Source organism: Anaeromassilibacillus sp. SJQ-1, from assembly GCF_046693725.1.
In the GTDB taxonomy this organism is placed as follows: domain Bacteria; phylum Bacillota; class Clostridia; order Oscillospirales; family Acutalibacteraceae; genus Anaeromassilibacillus.
The window spans coordinates 253,062-272,471 of record NZ_JBKEIV010000048.1 but is presented as its reverse complement, the minus strand read 5'-3'; the positions used below and the strand labels follow the sequence as shown (position 1 = coordinate 272,471).

Annotated in this window: 17 protein-coding genes; all 17 read left to right on the top strand. The window is 53.5% G+C overall.

Annotated elements, in window-relative coordinates:
- Positions 1–144: 144 nt before the first annotated feature.
- The 17 genes from ACGCCZ_RS14840 to ACGCCZ_RS14760 all read left to right on the top strand — a co-directional run bounded on the left by ACGCCZ_RS14840 (position 145) and on the right by ACGCCZ_RS14760 (position 19,354).
- Positions 145–702 (top strand): cell division protein ZapA, encoded by a 558-nt coding sequence (locus ACGCCZ_RS14840; protein ID WP_054324599.1) that lies wholly within the window; start codon positions 145–147, stop codon positions 700–702.
- Positions 692–2,797, top strand: coding sequence for a peptidase U32 family protein (locus tag ACGCCZ_RS14835; RefSeq protein ID WP_411656406.1), 2,106 nt, complete (start codon positions 692–694; stop codon positions 2,795–2,797). Before ACGCCZ_RS14840 ends, ACGCCZ_RS14835 begins: the two co-directional genes overlap by 11 nt.
- Positions 2,798–2,918: 121 nt before the next feature.
- The gene (locus ACGCCZ_RS14830) at positions 2,919–3,308 is read left to right on the top strand and encodes a hypothetical protein (RefSeq protein ID WP_054324600.1); all 390 of its coding nucleotides are present in this window, start codon (positions 2,919–2,921) and stop codon (positions 3,306–3,308) included.
- 176 nt (positions 3,309–3,484) lie between these two features.
- Positions 3,485–3,751: a hypothetical protein gene (locus ACGCCZ_RS14825; RefSeq protein ID WP_411656405.1), complete on the top strand. Its 267-nt coding sequence runs from the start codon at positions 3,485–3,487 to the stop codon at positions 3,749–3,751.
- Positions 3,752–3,810: 59 nt separating this feature from the next.
- Positions 3,811–4,251 (top strand): dUTP diphosphatase, encoded by a 441-nt coding sequence (gene dut / locus ACGCCZ_RS14820; RefSeq protein ID WP_054324602.1) that lies wholly within the window; start codon positions 3,811–3,813, stop codon positions 4,249–4,251.
- Between the two features lie 11 nt (positions 4,252–4,262).
- A complete protein-coding gene (locus tag ACGCCZ_RS14815) occupies positions 4,263–4,529 on the top strand; it encodes a DUF4321 domain-containing protein (RefSeq protein WP_411656404.1) in 267 nt (88 codons plus the stop codon).
- Between the two features lie 4 nt (positions 4,530–4,533).
- On the top strand, positions 4,534–5,088 hold the full coding sequence (locus ACGCCZ_RS14810; protein ID WP_054324604.1) for a Maf family protein: 555 nt from the start codon (positions 4,534–4,536) through the stop codon (positions 5,086–5,088).
- A 222-nt stretch (positions 5,089–5,310) separates the two neighbouring features.
- On the top strand, positions 5,311–6,324 hold the full coding sequence (locus ACGCCZ_RS14805) for a rod shape-determining protein (protein WP_054324605.1): 1,014 nt from the start codon (positions 5,311–5,313) through the stop codon (positions 6,322–6,324).
- 275 nt (positions 6,325–6,599) lie between these two features.
- Complete coding sequence (gene mreC, locus ACGCCZ_RS14800) at positions 6,600–7,553, top strand: rod shape-determining protein MreC (RefSeq protein ID WP_054324606.1); 954 nt, start codon at positions 6,600–6,602, stop codon at positions 7,551–7,553.
- Positions 7,553–8,065 carry a rod shape-determining protein MreD gene (mreD, locus tag ACGCCZ_RS14795; protein WP_242967170.1) on the top strand — a complete coding sequence of 171 codons (513 nt, stop codon included), beginning with the start codon at positions 7,553–7,555 and terminating at the stop codon, positions 8,063–8,065. Before mreC ends, mreD begins: the two co-directional genes overlap by 1 nt.
- A gap of 171 nt (positions 8,066–8,236) precedes the next feature.
- A complete protein-coding gene (locus ACGCCZ_RS14790; RefSeq protein ID WP_054324608.1) occupies positions 8,237–10,390 on the top strand; it encodes a penicillin-binding transpeptidase domain-containing protein in 2,154 nt (717 codons plus the stop codon).
- A 132-nt stretch (positions 10,391–10,522) separates the two neighbouring features.
- The gene (locus tag ACGCCZ_RS14785) at positions 10,523–11,263 is read left to right on the top strand and encodes a P-loop NTPase (protein ID WP_054324609.1); all 741 of its coding nucleotides are present in this window, start codon (positions 10,523–10,525) and stop codon (positions 11,261–11,263) included.
- Positions 11,264–11,298: 35 nt separating this feature from the next.
- Positions 11,299–11,703 carry a methylglyoxal synthase gene (locus ACGCCZ_RS14780; protein WP_054324610.1) on the top strand — a complete coding sequence of 135 codons (405 nt, stop codon included), beginning with the start codon at positions 11,299–11,301 and terminating at the stop codon, positions 11,701–11,703.
- 457 nt (positions 11,704–12,160) lie between these two features.
- A complete protein-coding gene (hisS, locus tag ACGCCZ_RS14775) occupies positions 12,161–13,450 on the top strand; it encodes a histidine--tRNA ligase (RefSeq protein ID WP_085531267.1) in 1,290 nt (429 codons plus the stop codon).
- A 156-nt stretch (positions 13,451–13,606) separates the two neighbouring features.
- Complete coding sequence (gene aspS / locus ACGCCZ_RS14770) at positions 13,607–15,397, top strand: aspartate--tRNA ligase (RefSeq protein ID WP_411656403.1); 1,791 nt, start codon at positions 13,607–13,609, stop codon at positions 15,395–15,397.
- A 62-nt stretch (positions 15,398–15,459) separates the two neighbouring features.
- A complete protein-coding gene (locus ACGCCZ_RS14765) occupies positions 15,460–15,654 on the top strand; it encodes a hypothetical protein (RefSeq protein ID WP_152918403.1) in 195 nt (64 codons plus the stop codon).
- A gap of 439 nt (positions 15,655–16,093) precedes the next feature.
- On the top strand, positions 16,094–19,354 hold the full coding sequence (locus ACGCCZ_RS14760) for a lectin like domain-containing protein (RefSeq protein WP_411656402.1): 3,261 nt from the start codon (positions 16,094–16,096) through the stop codon (positions 19,352–19,354).
- Positions 19,355–19,410: the final 56 nt, after the last annotated feature.

Sequence of the window (19,410 nt, the reverse complement as noted above, 5' to 3'; positions counted from 1 at the left end):
TTGCAGAGCTTTCCCCTTTTCAGAAAAGAAACGCTTCCTTATTTGACCAAAATAGACTATAATAATAGCTGCTATAGAGATTAAAAAGCCGGAACGGACGGTTTCCCGCGCCGTTTTCGGCTGGGAAATAGGGGGTATGTTTTCATGAGCAGGAACCGTATCCGGTTAAACATCTGCGGGGCGGAATTTGCCCTCACCTCAGACGACAGCGAATCGTATATCCATGCGATAGCAGAGGAGGTGGAGGCCGGAATCACCGAATTGGTGGAAAAGAATCCGCACATTTCGATCACAACAGCAGGGATTATTTCGGCGCTCAACTACTGCGACGCAAAGCATAAAGCGGAGGATGCAGCGGACAACCTGCGTTCTCAGATCAAGGATTACCTGGAGGATTCCTCTCACGCGCGTACAGAGGCAGAAGAGGCACGCCGGGAGGTGGAACGCCTGAAGAAAGAAATGCAGACCCTGCGGGCGCGCCTTTCTGAGCAAACCGAACAGATGGCGAAAGCTGCTCGCGAGCCACAAAAGGCCATCGATGTAGAACCGGCGGTACAACAAAAACCATCCAAGGCGGTTCCGCGGCAGCAGGGCTATGCCCGTACGGCGAGAGAACATATCCCAGGCGAGCGCGCCCAGACTGTGGTGGAGGACCCGGAAGGCTTTATGAGCTTCTTCGAGAAAAAAGACGATGAACGGTAATCCGATGCAACCAAAGGTTCCCGAGGTTTTAGCGCCGGCAGGTGGCCCGGAAAGCCTCCAGGCTGCGGTACGCGCGGGGGCAGACGCCGTGTATTTGGGGGCGTCTGCATTCAGCGCCCGCGCCAATGCAAAGAATTTTGACGGGCAAGCGCTCAAAGAGGCCGTGTACTATTGTCATGCGCGCGGCGTAAAAGTATATCTTGCCTTGAACACGCTGTTACAGGAAAATGAGCTGTTGCCTGCGTTAGAGTTGTTGCAATACGCCTGTACCCTTCCGGTGGATGCGGTGCTGGTGCAGGATATGGGCCTTTTTCTCTTGGCGAAGAGATGCGCGCCGGGGATGCCCATCCATGCGTCCACGCAGATGTCGCTTCATACGCCGGCCGGCGTTCGTGCAGCATATGCGTCCGGAATGGCCCGCGTGGTGCTCTCCAGGGAAATGTCGCTTCGTGAAATCGCCGAGGTTCACACCGCCTGTCCGGTGGAATTGGAGGCGTTTGTTCACGGAGCCCTGTGTATGTCCGTTTCCGGACAGTGTTATTTCAGTTCCATGCTGGGCGCGCGCAGCGGCAACCGGGGATTGTGTGCTCAGCCGTGCCGTCTGCCGTTTTCCACGCCGGGTGGAACCGGCCATGACCTCAGCCTGAAGGATCTCTCGATGATTGAACGCATAGGAGAGCTGGCACAAGCGGGGGTTGTCAGTGCCAAAATCGAAGGACGTATGAAACGGCCGGAGTATGTGGCGGCGGCCGTGCGCGCATGCCGTCTTTCCGCCGATGGGCATGCTCTTCCGCCAGATCTGATGCGCAATTTGGGCGCAGTGTTCTCCCGTTCCGGATTTACTACGGGGTACCTCGACGGACATCTGGGCCGGGAGATGTTTGGAACACGGACGAAAGAGGACGTGACCGGAGCGACGGAAGCGGTGTTTTCAGATCTGCGGAACCTGTACCGCCAAGAGATGCAGAGGGTACCGGTTGTCTTTTCACTGAAGGTCCATGCGGGGGAACCCGTGTGCCTCACGGCCCGAGACCACGATGGCCATGAAACCTTTGCGCAGGGACCTGTGCCAGAGCCTGCGCTGCGCCGGCCGGTGACCGCAGAGCGGTGTACGGACCAGCTGCAAAAAACGGGCGGTACGCCTTTTGGGGTGGAGAAGATTTCCTGCGACCTAGAGGACGGCCTGAGTATTCCGGTTTCGCTGCTGAACCGGTTGCGCCGGGAAGTATTGGAAAAGCTGGAATGGCTCCGCGCGGTGCGGGAACCCGTCGCATTTTCCATGAAACCATTCTCTCCCATGCCGCACCGGGTATACCTCCCCAGTGGAAAATTGCCATTGCGTGCACGTTTTTCAGGGATTGATCTTCCGGAGGCAGCAAAGGAATGCGAGCGGGTGTACCTTCCCTATGCGGCCGCGCCGGAGAAACTGGCGGCTTTGCGGAAAGAAGGGGTCCGCGTTGCTTTGGATCTGCCGCGAGGGATGTTCGGTATGGAAGAAGCGGTCAGAACGCGGTTACAGGCGGCAAAAGAGGCCGGCATCACGCATGTGTGGGCGGGGAACCTGGGCGCTGCGGCGCTTGCAAAGGAGCTGGGGATGACCGTCCACGGCGGCTTTTCATTAAATGTGACGAATTCCGCGGCCCTGGAATGGTATTCTGATTTTGGTTTGACGGACACAGAGCTGAGCTTTGAATTAGCGTTGTCTGCAGCTGCTCAGCTGGGTGGGACGTTACCCCGCGGTTGGGTGCTCTACGGGCGATTGCCGCTGATGTTGACGAGGAACTGCCCTGCGGCCAATTCTGAAAAAGGATGCCTGCATTGTACAACGGCGCCGGAACTGACCGACCGCAAAGGGGTTCGCTTTCCGGTGCAATGTTACGGGGCGTGCAGCGAAGTGCTCAATTCCGTTCCGCTCTGGATGGCCGACCGCTTGAATGAGGTCAAACATGTGGATTTCGGAGTCCTGCGGTTTACCACGGAGACAAAAGAAGAGCAGCAACGGGTGTTGGAAGCGTACCTACATGGAAAGGGAGTGTCTCTTCCATCCGGGACGTTTACCCGGGGGCTTTACTATAAAGGATGGGTGATGAGCTGATCGGAAAAGGGAACGTTTAAAAGCCGCGTGTGCGGGACCCTGCTATTTGGAAAAGCTGCCCGAATCATAAAAGGCTGGTGGTGGCTAGAACCCCGGCAGGCAGTTTTATTGGGATGAGTCCATGGAGAGGGAAGGATGTTCATTCAAAAAGAAGACTTTTGCAGCCTTTGCATGGATGGTGGCAATGGCTCTGATCGTCTCCGGCTGTTCGCTGTTCAACCTTGGAGGGGCGGAAGCGATGGACTTTGATGCGAAGATGGAGTTAAAGGTCCCGAACCCGGTGCCGGGCGAGACACCAAAGATTCTATTTGTCGGAAACAGTCATACGTTTACCAATGACTTGCCGGGAACCTTTTACGCATTGGCCGCGGAACTCGGCTATGAAGCGGACGTTTACGATCTAACCGAAGGGTATTATACGTTGGAAAACTTTGCTGATCCAGAGGATGAACTGGGTTCGGCGCTTGACTTGACGCTGTCCAGCGAACCGTGGAATTTTGTTGTGCTGTAAGAGAATACCAGCAATGCGGTATCCCCCACCGCGGACGAAACGATGTTTCCCTATGCGCGTACATTGGATGAAAAGGTCAAGCGTGCGGGGGGATAAACTGCTTTTTTGATGACCTGGAGCCCTAAAAACGGCGTGAAAAGCGATCTGTTGAAGCTGGACCGCAAGAGGTACCGTCCATGTTGGCGGAGAATTATATTTCAATTGCCGGGGAGTTGGACGACCTGTTGATCCCCGCGGGGGTGGCGTTCATGCGCTGTGCCGGCCCGTATCCAGAGGTGGAACTGTGGGATGAGGATGGACAGCATCCGTTGCCGGTGGGGACTTATCTTGCGGCATGTACTACGTTTGCAGTCTTTTTCCAGGAGTCGCCGGAAGGATGTCCCTATACGGCGGAACTGGATGCGGACACGGCGGCGAAGTTACGGGGATTGCCGCCGATCTAGTGTTGGTATAATTCTTGGAATCGATTTTGTTATTATTGTGGAAGTGAAGGATGTTGTCTATGAAATCCTTAAAAATCAAACGTTTAAATGAAAATGCCATCCTGCCGGAGCGGGCAAGCGCTGGTGCGGCGGGGATGGATTTACATGCCTGCATCCCGTCTCCCGTGACGATTGCACCGCGTGAATTGGTGCGGATACCGACGGGGCTGGCGATTGCACTGCCCGACGAAAATACCGTTGCGTTGATCTTTGCGCGCAGCGGCCTGGGAATTAAACATGGGGTTTCCCTCTCCAATGCGGTGGGGGTGATCGACAGCGATTACCGAGGGGAAATCTGTGTCGGCCTGTGCAACGTAGGAGGGGAACCGTACACCATTGAGCCGAATGAACGGATCGCCCAAATGGTGTTGATGCCGGTCTTGCAGTTGCCTTTGGAGGAAACAGACGACCTGGGCGAGACGGAACGCGGGACAGGCGGTCTGGGTTCCACTGGCCGGTAAGGGGCGTTGCTATGAAAAAGACCTTGATTCGGAGCTTATTGCTCATTGTTTTGCTGCTTTTGGCTGTGGTGCTGGGCAGTGTCATCGGTTCAGCGGCCCAGGGGACTTCCTTCCTGTCCTGGTTGGGGATGAGCACTGGCTTTGGGCTGGAGCCTGTCACGTTGGATCTTGCTATTTTGCAGCTTACCTTTGGTCTGTCCATCCGGGTCAATGTGGCGCAGGCGATTCTGCTTTTGGCAGCCATCCTGGGGTATACAAGAATCCATGTAAAGGAGTAATTTGATGCTGTATCTTGCTTCCTCTTCTCCGCGCAGACAGGAGCTTTTGGCTCTGGCGGGGATTTCTTATACCGTTGCGCCGTCCGATGTGGATGAACATTTTGCGGATGGGACGCCGCCCAAAGAGGCCGTGTGCCTGTTAGCGCGGCGGAAAGCAGAGGCGTGTTTTGCACGTCATCCGGGCGCCGTTGTTCTGGGAGCGGACACGGTGGTCGCGCTGGAGGGGCAGATTCTCGGCAAGCCTAAGACCCCGGAGCACGCCGCGGATATGCTCCGGATGCTCTCCGGCAAAACGCATGAGGTATTCACCGGCTTTTGCATTTGCACCGATGACCGTTGTGACGTGGCGGCAGAGCGGACCGAGGTGACCTTCTATCCGCTCTCGGAGGGGGAAATTCAATCCTATGTCGCCACCGGGGAACCCATGGATAAGGCGGGCGCCTATGGCATTCAGGGAAGGGGCGCGCTGTTGGTCAAGGGAATTGACGGCGATTATTACAATGTGATGGGCCTTCCGATTGCCCGTGTAGCGCGAATTCTGCGGACATTTGCCGTTTAAAGTCGATTTTCTTCATGGCAAAATGTGGAATTTGCCAAAGTTTATTTGTTCACAATTTTTCTGTTGAGAATTGGCATACCAACGGGTATAATAAAGTTTATGTAAAATACCCGTGCCCTGTAGAAATGCGGAGCCGCCGGGTTTACTCATATACAAAGCCGTGCAGCGCGCCGCTTGATGAAAGCCCGGTTGTGGGCGTTGTTTGAAAGGGGAATGTTGGCCATGTTTTCGAAGGACATTGGAATTGATCTGGGTACAGCCAATACACTTGTATATATGAAGGGCAAGGGCATTGTCATGCGCGAACCCTCTGTTGTCGCGGTAGACGTCCGAACCGACACGGTGTTGGCGGTTGGCTCGCATGCGAAAGATATGATCGGCCGTACGCCCGGCTCCATTGTTGCCGTGCGTCCGCTAAAGGATGGTGTGATCGCTGATTTTGATATTACGGCGACCATGCTCAAGCATTTTATCAAAAAGGCGGTGAAGTCCACCGCTTTCAGCCGCCCACACATTGTGGTGTGTATCCCTTCCGGGGTTACGGAGGTCGAACGCCGCGCGGTTGAAGATGCGGCCCGGCAGGCGGGAGCCAGCCAGGTGGAGCTGATCGAAGAGCCCATGGCGGCGGCGATCGGGGCGGGTCTGCCGGTGGCGGACCCAACCGGCAGTATGGTCGTTGATATCGGCGGCGGTACGGCGGAGGTTGCCGTGATCTCCCTGGGCGACATTGTAACGTCCTGTTCCGTGCGCGTGGCAGGCGACAAATTTGACGAAGCGATCATCTCCTATGTCAAAAAGAAGTATAATCTCCTGATTGGAGAGCGTACTGCGGAGGAAATCAAGATTGCCATCGGTTCGGCTTTCCCAACCGGCAGTGAAGAGGACCGCGCGTCTGTCGAAATCAAGGGACGGAATCTGGTGGACGGTCTGCCGAAAAACGTGACGATCAGCGCAGAAGAGGTCCGTGAAGCGCTTTCCGATCCGCTCGCTGTCATTGTGGATGCGATCAAGAGCACTTTGGAAAAGACCCCGCCAGAGCTCTCGGCGGACATTATTGACCATGGAATCATGCTGACCGGCGGCGGCGCGCTGTTGCGCGGGTTGGATCAGCTGGTGGAGCAGGAGACCGGAATGCCCGTACATGTGGCGGACAGCCCGCTGGATTGCGTGGTGGATGGCACAGGCAAACGGTTGGAGGTTTCTATGCCTTCCTCCTATTATAAGGCGCGCAGATAATCGATGAGAAAACGGTGATGTCCATCGCGGAAGTTCCCAGTTGGGAGTGTATCCGCAGAAGAGAAGGTTTTATCCATTCGCCGGGCGGCTGTAGCAGGGGAAACGGCCTGCTTTGGATGTGCCCCCGATGGGATTCTGAGAAAGGCCCCTGGAATTGTGAGGGACTTTCAATAAACGGAGAGGTTCCAAACAATGAATCACGGGCGTGCTTTGTGCGCCCGTGATTTTTGCAACGGCCCCTTTTCCCTCAAAAAGCAACGGGAGGTGTTTGCAAGATGAGAGACTTTATGCATGGAACAAGTGCGAAGGTCCTGCTGGCAGTGGTGTTTGTCATGCTGGCACTGATGCTCTATACAGCGGCCCAGGGCGGGTCGGTTGTGGCAAATGCATTGGGGTTGGTGGCAACACCGATGCAGCGCGTGAGTACCATTATCACAAACAACGCCGCTGTTGCAGCGGAGCCGCTTACTTACTCAAAGGAAGAGCTCCTGGAGGAAAACGCCGCGCTAAAAAAAGAAATTGAAGAGCTGCATGCAAAGTTGGTCAACTACGATCAATATCGTATGGAGAATGCGCAGCTGCGAAAGTACCTAGAATTGAAGGATGAAAACCGCGATTTTAAGCCCGTGCCGGCGGCCGTCATAGGGCGGGACCCGAATGTCCTGTACAAATTTACCATTGATAAGGGCACTAACGACGGGGTTTCGAAAAATGATCCTGTCATTACAGATGCGGGTGTCGTGGGTTTTATTTCTGCGGTAAATGCGAATTACAGCCAGGTGACGACTCTGCTCTCACCGGATACGAAAATTGCCGCGCTTGTGACGACAGAGGAAAAAACAGCGCCGGTCAAGGATTCCGTCGGGGCAGTTCCCTCCATCGACCAAGCGGAACCCACTCTGCGGCGCGACAGCGGCGTGGTGAGTACAGACATCAAATTGGCGGAGGATGGGCTCGTAAAGCTGGGGTTCTTGGCAGCGGACACCCCGGCCAAGGAAGGGGACATTGTGACCACCAGTGGATTGGGCGGTGTTTATCCGAGCGGTTTGGCCATTGGTGAAGTGGTTTCTGTGCAGAACGAGGAATATGATGTATCGCTTTATGCGGAGGTTAAGCCGTTTGTAGATGTCAACTCGGTGCGCGATGTGATGGTAATTACCGAATTTGAGGGGCAGGGACAGGCGCTGGATGATGCGTTCGGCACCAGCTCTGCGGCGGAGGAGCCGTGATGGACCGTTATAAAATCATTCGGTACTTTGCTTATACGATCGAGATTCTCATCTTGTACATGGTACAGGAGACCCCTGGTCTCCTGCCGGAAATTGGAGGCGCACGCCCGGTTCTGCTGATTCCAGCGGCGATTTCCATCGCCATGTTTGAAAGCGAGTTTGCGGGGATTGGCTTTGGGCTTCTCTGCGGGCTGTTTTTGGACATTGGAATGGGAGGTGTGCTCGGCTTCCACGGCCTGCTGCTGGCGGCCGCATGTTATGGAGTGGGGTTGCTCACGGCGGATCTGATTCAGACGAATTTTCTCACGTCCCTGCTTCTGGCAGCCGGAGCGATTGTTGGAATTTTATTTCTGCAATGGGTGTTTTTCTACCTGTTGTACGGTTATGACCATAGCGGCTATGCCCTGCTCACACGATATTTGCCGAGGATGGTATATTCCTTCTGTACCATGCCCCTTTGTTATGCATTCAACCGTGCTCTGGCGCAGCAGATTCGTTCAAAAGCCGAATAAACAACCAGGGTCCGGTTCCGCCGGAGAACGAAGGAACCGGACTTTTTTTGACGAATTCTTTTAAGGCGGGAAGGAATCCAGGGGGAAAATGGTATTCTTCTTGGAGGACGATGGGACAGTAGACATAAGAAGTGTCTCCATTGGTTTACATGGACACGGAGGTGAAACGGTATGAAGTCAAAAATATCGCTGCGCAGTTTTGCACTTGTGGGAATTGTGGTAGGGATTCTTGCAATTTATACGCTGCGATTGGTGGATTGGCAGATTCTGAACGGTGCAGATACGCGCCAACAGGCGGACTCTACCAGCGCTTCGATTGTGACCATGGATGCGGCCCGCGGAGAAATCGTCGATGCTGCTGGAAATCCGTTGGCAGCAAACAAAACGGGGTATGCCATCCAATTTGAACGTCCGTATATGACCTATGGTACAGAAAACGAGAGCATCCGTTTGCTTACAAATTTGCTGGACAGCCGTGGTGAAGAGTGGACCGACGAGTTACCCATTCAGATCGATGAACAGGGCGCTTATGCGTTTATGCCGGATTCCGAAAAAGAAGTGGAGCGTCTCAAAGGCAAGGACTTTGCCGATTTGAATTCCTATGCCACGGCGGACGACTGCATGAATGCACTGATTGAGAAATATGAAATTGATGCGACCCTTCCCAAAAAGGAGATCCGCAACATTGCGTCCGTTCGCTACGGGATGACCAAGGCGGGCTTTAATGCCTCCACACCGTATATTTTTGCCCCGGACATCTCCGGCGAAACAGTGGGGATTGTCAGTGAGAATACGCAGCTTTTGCCCGGTGCAAGCATCAAGATCACGACGGCGCGCACTTATCCGGGCGGGGACTTGGCGGCTCAACTGATCGGTACAATGGGGCCGCTTTCTCAGGAACAATATGAAGAACGTAAAGACCAGGGGTACGCCTTTAACGACCGCATGGGCCAGAGCGGTATTGAATATGCCTTTGAGGACGAGTTGCGCGGAGAAGCGGGCGAAAAGCAGGTGGAGACCACCAGCAAAGGCGGCGTCGCTTCGGAAACAGTCATCAAAGCGCCGAAATCCGGCAATACAGTGTTTCTTACCTTGGACAGCAACCTTCAACGTGTAACGCAGGCCAGCTTGGAACAGAACGTGGAGGCAGCGCGCGAGAACGGTGAGAGGCTTACCAGCACCAAAGGCGGGTGGAACGGTCAGGATTGTAAAATTGGAGCAGCTGTCGTCCTCCGGGTGAAGGATAATGCCGTTTTGGCAGCTGCCGGCAATGCCAATTATGATTTGGAGAAATACACATACGACAGCGCCTACAAGAGCGAGGTGCTGAAGGATGAAAACCATCCGTTGGTCAATCAAGCGTTTACGGGCATCTTTACCCCCGGCTCGTGTTTCAAGCCGGCGGTCGCATGTGCGGCCTTGCAAGAAGGGGTCATCACCAACAACACAACGTTCCGCTGCACGCACACATACCAGCGTTTTGCAGATGTAGGGTTTACGCCGCGTTGCTTGGGAACACATGGGACGCTTTCCTTGCGCCGCGCGTTGGCGGAGTCGTGCAACATCTATTTCTTTGAAACCGGATATTACACCGGGATCGACACCATGAACCTGTACTGCCGGAAATTTGGTTTGGGCGTAAAAACCGGCGTGGAGCTCAATGAAAGCGAAGGAATCCTGGCGGGGCCAGAGGAGTACGCCGAACGAGGGAAGAACTGGGTAGGAGGCGACGTGGTCCAGGCAGCGATTGGCCAGAGTGACAACCAGTTTACCCCCCTCCAGCTGGCAACCTATGTTTCTACGATCGCGAACAACGGTGTGCGCTATCAAAGCCATATCGTCAGTAAGATCACAGACTATGCGCGCAAGGAAGTCGTGCGGGAAAATAGCCCGGAGAATCCCACGATTGTGGCAGAGACAGGCGTTTCACAGGAGAACATCAACTATGTAAAAGAGGGGATGCGCGCAGTAATCACCGATTCACGGGGATCTGCGCACCGCAACCTGGGAAACTATCCGGTTCCAATCGCCGGTAAGACCGGCACGGCGCAGGGCCCCGGCTCTGACAACGTAGCGTTTGTTGGTTTCGCCCCATACGATGACCCCGAGATCGCCTTTGCAGTGATTTTGCAACACGGCTCGACGGGCACCTATTGTCAGAACGTTGTGCGTGACATTTTAGACGCTTATTTCTATGGAAAGACTGTGGATGAGGAGGGGAACCTGGTCATGCCAGAGGAGATTTCCGCATCAAGCGCTGTTTCCGACGCGTCTGGTGAAAGTTCGTCGAACTCCACGTCTGCGGGAACCTCTTCTGTCGGATGACTGTGTGGATTGGCGTGAGATGTCCAATTTGGGAAGTTAAAGTGATTTTTTGTTTTAAATGGATAAAATGAACAATAAAAATCTTTTGACACCCGCAAAATTTTGTGTTAGTATAAAAATGAGGTTTTGTAAATGGGAGCTGTGACGGTTATCACATCAGGAAAAGGCGGCGTGGGCAAGTCCACGCTGACCGCCGGTTTAGGGCTGGCGTTGGTTCGCCGAGGCAGGCGCGTCCTGCTGATCGACGGCGACGCGGGCCTGTCTTCACTGGATCATATGCTTGGCGTTTCGGAACGCCAGGTGTTTAATATCGCAGACATGGCCGCCGGAGAGGCGGACCCGGGCCAAGCGATTTATCCATGTGAATGGGCGGAAGGGCTTTATCTGTTGCCTGCCCCCGGGCGCGAAGAGGATATTGTAAGCCCGGAGATTATGAAGCGGATGGTATCCGTGCTCTCCCGGTATTACGACCACGTGCTGATCGACTGCCCCGCCGGTGTCGGCAGTGGTTTTATGAGCGCAGTTGCACCTGCACAACGGGCGTTGGTGGTTTCTACCCCGGACCCTGTATGCCTGCGGGACTGCAATAAGACACGTATTGCGCTGGAATACGCCGGTGTGCGAAGCCAGCGCTTGGTGGTCAACCGTTTCAGTGGAAAAAGCTTCCGTAATCTGGGGGCGTATCGAGATCTGGATGCAGTCATCGATGCGTCTGGAATTCGCTTGATTGCGATTGTTCCAGAGGATGCGGCGCTTGCTGTTGCGGGGGCATCGGGTTTGCCCGCACCGCTGAAAAGTGCGGGAACGATGGCGCTTGGCCGGCTTGCGGCCAGATTAGAGGGGGAGCAGGTGCCCTTGGCGGTCCGCGTCTAGGAAGCCTGTGCGTTTTATTGAAAGGAATGATACACATGAACATCGCACTCATCGCTCACGACGCCAAAAAAGAATTGATGGTCCAGTTTTGTATTGCTTATTGCGGCGTACTCAGCCGCCACTTCCTGTGCGCCACAGGGACAACTGGAAAGATGGTAGCGGAGGCTACCGGTTTGGAGATCCAGCGCTTTTTGAGCGGCTCGCAGGGCGGCGACCAGCAAATCGCTGCGCGAATCGCCTGTAATGAGGTGGATTTGCTTTTGTTCTTCCGCGATCCGCTGAACCCGAAGCCACACGAGCCCAATGATATGAATCTGTTGCGCCTGTGTGATATGCACAATATACCGGTGGCGACCAATATTGCTACAGCCGAGGTATTGATCCACGGTTTGGAGCGCGGCGATCTCGATTGGCGCAACATTTTGAATCCGAAGGGTTGACCAGCGAGTATGACCTGGATAGTCCTTACAGATGGACAAGCAGTTAGAGCTGCTGTATCTGGGGAATATGAGAATTTTATCTAATGTTGCATATTGGAATTATAAAAGGAACAGAACCGTGTAAAATCACGTTAGGCTTACACGGTTCCTTTTGTTTGCGTATCAGCGCAGACAGACGGCGATGATACGGGAAGAGTACCCGGTTTTCCTGCCACAGAGAGGTGCGCAAAGCTGAGAGCGTGCTGCAAATGGAAGGCCGGCGAAAGACACCCGCGAGCTACGCGCAAGCCCCACGCGGGGACCGGATTTTGGGGCGCTTTGAGGGAGATTTCGATCAGGGAATCTCTGAAAAAGGGTGGCACCGCGAGGATTTTCCCCTCGTCCCTTTCATCGGGGACGAGGGGTTTCTTTTTACGCCGCCGAGGGGAATCGAACAATGCAATAGGGAGGCAATCAGATGGAATTGATTAAGGCACAAAAAGGGACGCAGGACATCCTTCCGGGCCAGAGCGAAAACTGGCAGGTGGTGGAGGATGTGATGCGCAGTGAAGCGGCTATGCACGGTTTCCAGGAGATCCGCACGCCGGTCTTTGAGGATACGCGTCTGTTTCAGCGTTCCGTGGGGGAGACCACCGACGTGGTGCAAAAGGAGATGTATACCTTCCAGGACAAGGGCGGCCGTTCGATCACGCTGCGGCCGGAGGGAACCGCAGGCGTTGTGCGCGCCCTTTTGGAGCACGCGCTATACAATAATGGGCTGCCGGTCAAGCTGCACTATTTTACCACCTGTTACCGTTACGAGAATACGCAGGCAGGCCGCCTGCGCGAATTCCATCAGTTTGGAGTCGAGATGTTTGGCTCCAACAGCCCCAGTGCAGACGCTGAGGTGATCGGTCTGGCAAAGGGGGTATTTGACCGGCTGGGGATTAAAAACCTGCGCTTAGAGATTAATTCAATTGGGTGTCCAACTTGCCGCGCAGAGTTCCACAAGGCTTTGAAGGCGTACTTTGCGCAGTATAAAGATCAACTGTGCGAAACATGTCAGGGGCGTTTGGAACGCAACCCGATGCGTATTTTGGACTGTAAGAGCCCGATTTGTTCCGAAATTGCAGAAGGTGCGCCGAAGATTTTGGACTATCTTTGCGACGACTGCAAGGCGCACTTTGAATCCGTACAGCGGTACTTGACCGCAGTGGGAACAGAATTTACGGTAAATCCGACGATTGTGCGCGGGTTGGATTATTATACCAATACAGTCTTTGAATTTATCAGTGGAGATCTCGGCGCCCAGAGCACGCTCTGTGGTGGCGGCCGCTACAATGGGCTTGTCGAAGAGATGGGCGGCCAGCCGCTTGCAGGGCTGGGATTCGCCATGGGGATCGAACGTTTAATGATGGTGATGAACAAACAGAACATTGAGATGCCGGAACCGGACCGCTGTGAAATCTTTATTGCTTCGCTGGGAGAGGCGGCGCATGTGGAAGCATTCAAGCTGGCGGACTGCCTGCGTAAATATTCCATCATTGCCGCCTGCGATGAAAATGATCGAGGACTCAAGGCGCAAATGAAATATGCGGATAAGATCGGCGCAAAATACAGTATGGTATTGGGCGACGACGAGATTGCCAGCCAGAAGGCGGTCTTAAAAAATATGAAAACCGGCGAAAAGAAGGAGATCGACCTGTCCAAGAACTTTGTCGAGCAGTATGTCTGCCTTTCTACCGAGCAGGAAGATTTCACATTCTGATCGAAAAGGTCGTTTTAGAGCAACCATTGTGCGTACAGGAGCGGTTGGTTCTGCGGCGATGTCTGCAATTGTTTGAAAACCGGCCCCTTAAAACGATTTGGAAGAACGGCTGGTGCGAATGTATAGGAATTGATTATCATTTTGGAGGTGCCATCTATGGCGGAATTTATGACGGGTTTGAAACGGACCCATTACTGCGGCGAGCTACGCAGTACGGATATTGGAAAAGAAGTGGTCGTCTGTGGTTGGGTACAGCGCCAACGCGATCTGGGGCAGTTGATCTTCATCGATCTGCGGGACCGCACCGGCATTGTACAGTTGGCATTTGATGAGGGAACGGATCGTGCCATTTTTGAGAAAGCCTTTGCTGCCCGCGCTGAATTTGTGCTTCTTGCGAGGGGAACTGTGCGCGAGCGTACCTCAAAAAATCCGGAGCTGCCCACAGGAGACATTGAGCTGGAAGTCGTTGAACTGCGTGTCCTGGCGAAGTCTGAGACGCCGCCGTTTGAGATCGTGGAGGATTCCAATGTCAAGGAGGATACCCGCCTCAAGTATCGTTATCTTGATTTGCGCCGCCCGGATATGCAGCGCAAGATCATCGGCCGCCATAAGATTGTTAAAGTGGCGCACGACTACTTTGACCAGAATGGCTTTATCGAGATTGAAACGCCGGATCTAATTAAATCCACGCCGGAGGGGGCTCGCGACTATCTGGTGCCGTCCCGTGTGTTCCCGGGCAGTTTCTTTGCGCTTCCGCAGTCCCCGCAGCTTTTTAAGCAGCTGTTGATGCTTTCCGGTTTCGACCGCTATATGCAGATTGCACGTTGCTTCCGCGACGAGGATCTGCGTGCAGACCGGCAGCCGGAATTCACCCAGATTGACCTGGAAATGAGTTTTGTAGATCAGGACGATGTGATGGCCATCGGCGAAGGGTTTATGAAGCGTGTTTATAAAGAAGTGCTGAACATCGACATTGAAACCCCCTTCCGCCGGATGACCTGGCACGAAGCAATGAATCGGTTCGGCTCAGATAAACCGGATTTACGCTTTGGGATGGAGCTAATTGATTTAAGTGATTCGCTTCGAAATACAGAGTTTAAGGTGTTTGCCGGCGCCTTGGCGGGCGGCGGTTCGGTCCGCGGCATCAACTTGAAGGGGAAGGCGGAAGCGCTCAGCCGGAAGGAGATCGACAAACTGACCGAATGGATTAAGGCCTATGGCGCAAAGGGCCTGGCGTGGACAAGGCTTGCAGAGAAAGAGACTTCTTCGTACGAAAAGTTCCTCTCTCCGGATGAGGTATCGGCCATCCGCGATGCGATGGGGGCTGAACCTGGAGATGTGCTGCTGCTGGTTGCCAGCGATGAAAACAAGGTTGTGTGGGACTCGCTTGGGGCGCTGCGCTGTAACTTAGCCGAGCGCTTTGATATGATCGACAAGAGCAAGCCGTGTTTGCTTTGGATCACAGATTTCCCGATGTTCGAATACAGCAAGGAAGAACAACGCTGGGTGGCGATGCACCACCCCTTTACAATGCCGCGTCCGGAGGACATCGAAAAACTGACGTCGGACCCTGGCGCTGTATGTGCGGTAGCGTATGATATGGTGCTCGACGGCAATGAAGTTGGCGGCGGTTCACTGCGTATCAATGACTCGGAATTGCAGGCAAAAATGTTTGAAGCACTCGGCTTTACTCCAGAGGAGGCGCAGCATCGCTTTGGATTCTTGATTGATGCGTTTAAGTACGGCGCTCCGCCGCACGGTGGCATGGCCTTTGGTCTGGACCGCTTGGTTATGTTGATGCTCGGCTGTGATAGTATCCGCGAAGTGATCGCTTTCCCGAAGGTGGCATCCTCAAGCGATCTGATGACGGAGGCGCCCACCGATGTAGATGCCAAACAGCTGCAAGAATTGGGCATTGCTGTTGTAGCAGCGCAACCACAGGAATAGGATGACAAAATATTCCACTGGATTTTTCTACCCCTTCTTCCTTATAATAAGAGCAGGAGCGTATGAGGGGTGGAGGTGGCGCGTTGCATTTGACAGAAGAGGAATTGGAGAAGATTCTCCAGAAAGTGGCGCGTACAGCTGTGGAGGAATTGGAAAGAGAGGCCGAACAGCAGCCAGTGGAGTTATCCGAAACGGAACGGAAGTCCTTACAGCAAAAGCGAAAGGAACGTCTGACTCGTCGTTCCTATGGAGAATAAAAAGCAAAGAGGCCGGAGAGAATGCATTCTCTCCGGCCTCTTTTTGCGCGCCGTGACTATTTTTATGATGTGGCAATCCGACGAAAAATTCGTATATTCTTTGTATAATTTTTCAGGGCTTTGGTATAAAAACGGCAACTGAAATTGCCAAAGTAGTGACTTGGTTTTGTTAAAGTAAATCGATAAATAGATAAATTAAAGAAAGAATTAAAAAATTGCATGCAAAAAATATCCGAATACCCAAAATAAGATGCAGATTTATGGTTGATTTCACATGTATATGCAGGATTATTCAAATTAATATGCAAAAAATAATCAAATCACCTTGACAGAGAATCTTTTCAGGAGTATCATCAGTCCTATGAACAGAATATGAATAAACATGAATCGTCAGTTGTTTTTATTCTGTTTAAATCAAAGACAAAGCGAGGTTGAGTTTATGAAGACAGGAAAGAAGGTCTTATCCTTACTGTTGGCTTGCTCGATGTTGGCAGCTTCCTTTGCAGGGACGAGCGCTTTTGCAGCGACGGACAAGCCCGTACCCGTAGAGGGTGAGATCGAGACCGGTGCGGTCATGGGATATTCCGGCCCGGGGATGGATACATCCTATATGTTGCGGGATACTGTGAAGCCCAATGTGCTTTCAAGAGCCGCCCGGACAGAATTGCCGTCCGCCTATAATACAGTGGATGCAGGGCGTGTCACCCCAGAGGTACGCGACCAGGGCGGCTGGGGAACCTGTTGGGCGTTTGCCGCCACAGGCGCGGTCGCTTCGAGCCTGTATGATAAACTCGAGGAAGATACACCCGTGCTTTCTCCGACCCATCTGGCCTATTTTGCCTTCCATGGAAAGGCCAATCCGGGCGATCCGGCGGACCAGACGGATGGGGACACCTATCTGCCCTATGAATATGACGAGAGTATGATCGAGGATGATTATCGGGAATATGTCGGCGGTGGCAACACATTCTGCAGCAATGCTACGCTTGCCAGAGGCGTTGGCCCTGTTTTGGACGAAGTGGCTCCGTATCCAGATCCTTTCTATGAGGTGGATAAGACGCCGTGGCTCGATCTGAGTCCGGAAATTCAATTTCAACAGGAGTACCGCCTGAGCAACAGCGACTATCTGCCGACCAGGAATGCGGACGGAGAACTGGATACAACCGCTATCAAATGGGCACTCTTGGAAAATGGCGGCAGCCTGGAGGTTGCCTACGATTCCAACGGGACAAAGGCCCTTTACTATGAGGAAGATTACCAGCCGGCGATGATTGGGGATGACGGCCAGGGAAATAAGGTCATTATGACACATTACACGGGCTCTGAGTTTGGCGATTGCAACCATGCGGTGCAGATTGTCGGTTGGGATGATAATATCCCGAAGGAGTATTTCCAGGACGCGCAGGGCAATTCGCCGGAGCACGACGGCGGCTGGCTGATCCGCAACAGCTGGGGCGACTGGTCTTATATGCACGGTTATTTCTATATGTCCTACGATGAGGGGACCATCACAGAGGTTTCCCAGTATCAGGTAGGGGATGCGGATGAATTCGACCACACCTATCAGTACGATGGAACCGGTTGGTCCATGTCCGCAGGCGCAGAGGACAAGTCCGCGGCAGTACCCATGGCCAATATTTTTACCGCGACAAGCGATGAAACCTTGAAGGCGGTTTCTTTCTACACCACCGATGCAGATGCAGAGTATTCCATCCAGGTGTATACAAACACCAACAATTATAACCCAACCAGCGGCAACAAGGCTTATGAGGAGCCGCAGACAGGTACGGAGAAGTATCCGGGGTATCATACGGTTTACCTCGATGAGCCGGTCAATCTGAAAGAGGGCGAAAACTACTCCGTGGTGGTAACCATGAAGAACCCGCTTGGCAGGGCGTTCCCGGTTGCCTGTGAAATGAATGCCACTCTGGACAATTTCCGCGTACAGGCGGGGATCGAACGCCACCAGAGCTTCATCAGCGTGGACGGCGGCGACAGCTGGATTGATTTGGCGGAGGTCGGCGAGAATTACACGGCGCATTCCAAGCGCGTGGACCCGAATTCGCAGAACCAGGGAGATTGGACAGGGAACATCAAACCCGGTACCAGCGGCGTGCACATTGAGGTTGCGGGCGACTTTGACGGCGACGTATGGGACGATTTGGCCAACGTCTGCTTGAAGGCATTTACCACGGAAGGAAACGAAGACAGTGCCATTACACCGGCAGAGGCAAAGATTCTTACAATCAACTATGACGCGAGCGTCACGCTCAAAGTCAATGGTTCCGCGGATACCCTGGTCAACGCGCCGGGCGTCTATATGGGAAAAGTTGTCCCCGGAAAGCAGTTGACCTTCTCCTTTGCTCCAGTTGTGCCGGGCAGAGAGATCACCGGTGTCTCCATCAATGGGGAACCCACGGACGATTACAGTCAGAATCTGTTTACTTATACATGGACTATGGGCGAAGAGAATACGTCCATCGATTTTGACTTCCGTATTGTCAATAAGATCACCTTAAACGCTGCTTTGCAGTTGGCAAAAGAAGCCCAGAAGAGTGACGAATATGACGAAGCGTTGAGTGACGTACAGGAGGCGCTGGATCTGGCGATTTCCAAAGGGGAAAAGATTGCTGCAAGCACGACGGCTACCCAGGAAGAAATTGACGATGCATGGAAGTTCCTGTTCGATGCTGTACAGGCCTTACAATTTAAGAATGGCAATATGGCTGGCCTGGAGGCAGTGCTTGATATCGCAAATTCCCTCAATCAAAAAGACTTCACGCAGGACTCCTGGAATGCAATGGTTGTGGTGCGGGACGAAGCACAGGCGATGTTGGACGGACAGGATTCCTTGCAGCAGGAAATCGACGAAATGACCCAGGCGTTGGCGAATGCACTGAATGATTTGGTTCCTGCGACAGCGCTGGACCAGCTCCAGGCTTTGGCGGAGGAAGCGCATTCTTACCAGGCAGAAGACTACATTCAGGATAAGAACTGGGAAGTCTTTGAAGAGGTTCTGGGACGGGCAGATGCGCTGCTTGCCTCTACCGATCCTTCCCAGGAGGATGTTACGGCGATGATTGTCGAGCTTACCACGGCGATGGCCAATATCCGTTTGATTCCGGATACAAGCAAGCTCGAGGACTTGATCGCAAAAACCGAGGGCAACACCGATGCAAAGGTGATGGCGCTGCGCAAGCAGGCGATTGAACTGCTTGCAGGCGGGATGGCATCTCAGGAAGAGGTTGACGCGCTGGCAGATGCGCTTGAGACAGCGATGAAGAACGCAAACAAGCCTTCCGGTGGAGGCAGCTCTTCTGGCGGACATAAGGGGAGTTCCTCCGGCTCTGGCGGCGACACTTCGTATGCAGGGGAAGGAATTGCATCAGCGGTTGTAGGTTCTTCTGCAACGGTCGGCACGGCGGCAAAGTCGGTGATTTCAGACACAACAGCGCCATTCATTCTGAAGAGGGGCAGCGCTTATTGCTTTAAGATGACGGTCGTAAATGGCAGCGCGGCCACGCCGAACTTCACGGTTGGAAACGGTAGCGTACTAAAAACACAGTATGTTGCGAAGGTAGGCAACGATTACTATTTCCGCGTTTACGCGATTGGTACACCCGGGCAGAGTACGGGCGTGTATACGCAGATGCCGGGAGAAGCGCCGGTCTTGCAGTGTGTTGTGTCTGTAGGAGCATGAGAATGATTTTATGTCCATTTAGATCCTAGGAAAATCCTCTGAAAGCAATGGCCCTC

Coding starts and splice junctions, on each gene's coding strand:
- ACGCCZ_RS14825 (WP_411656405.1), top strand. CDS start 3,485: ATGTTGGCGGAGAATTATATTTCAATTGCCGGGGAGTTGGACGACCTG.
- ACGCCZ_RS14790 (WP_054324608.1), top strand. CDS start 8,237: ATGAAGTCAAAAATATCGCTGCGCAGTTTTGCACTTGTGGGAATTGTG.
- mreD (WP_242967170.1), top strand. CDS start 7,553: ATGGACCGTTATAAAATCATTCGGTACTTTGCTTATACGATCGAGATT.
- hisS (WP_085531267.1), top strand. CDS start 12,161: ATGGAATTGATTAAGGCACAAAAAGGGACGCAGGACATCCTTCCGGGC.
- ACGCCZ_RS14780 (WP_054324610.1), top strand. CDS start 11,299: ATGAACATCGCACTCATCGCTCACGACGCCAAAAAAGAATTGATGGTC.
- ACGCCZ_RS14830 (WP_054324600.1), top strand. CDS start 2,919: ATGGAGAGGGAAGGATGTTCATTCAAAAAGAAGACTTTTGCAGCCTTT.
- ACGCCZ_RS14760 (WP_411656402.1), top strand. CDS start 16,094: ATGAAGACAGGAAAGAAGGTCTTATCCTTACTGTTGGCTTGCTCGATG.
- ACGCCZ_RS14805 (WP_054324605.1), top strand. CDS start 5,311: ATGTTTTCGAAGGACATTGGAATTGATCTGGGTACAGCCAATACACTT.
- dut (WP_054324602.1), top strand. CDS start 3,811: ATGAAATCCTTAAAAATCAAACGTTTAAATGAAAATGCCATCCTGCCG.
- aspS (WP_411656403.1), top strand. CDS start 13,607: ATGGCGGAATTTATGACGGGTTTGAAACGGACCCATTACTGCGGCGAG.
- ACGCCZ_RS14815 (WP_411656404.1), top strand. CDS start 4,263: ATGAAAAAGACCTTGATTCGGAGCTTATTGCTCATTGTTTTGCTGCTT.
- ACGCCZ_RS14785 (WP_054324609.1), top strand. CDS start 10,523: ATGGGAGCTGTGACGGTTATCACATCAGGAAAAGGCGGCGTGGGCAAG.
- ACGCCZ_RS14840 (WP_054324599.1), top strand. CDS start 145: ATGAGCAGGAACCGTATCCGGTTAAACATCTGCGGGGCGGAATTTGCC.
- ACGCCZ_RS14765 (WP_152918403.1), top strand. CDS start 15,460: ATGAGGGGTGGAGGTGGCGCGTTGCATTTGACAGAAGAGGAATTGGAG.
- mreC (WP_054324606.1), top strand. CDS start 6,600: ATGAGAGACTTTATGCATGGAACAAGTGCGAAGGTCCTGCTGGCAGTG.
- ACGCCZ_RS14810 (WP_054324604.1), top strand. CDS start 4,534: ATGCTGTATCTTGCTTCCTCTTCTCCGCGCAGACAGGAGCTTTTGGCT.
- ACGCCZ_RS14835 (WP_411656406.1), top strand. CDS start 692: ATGAACGGTAATCCGATGCAACCAAAGGTTCCCGAGGTTTTAGCGCCG.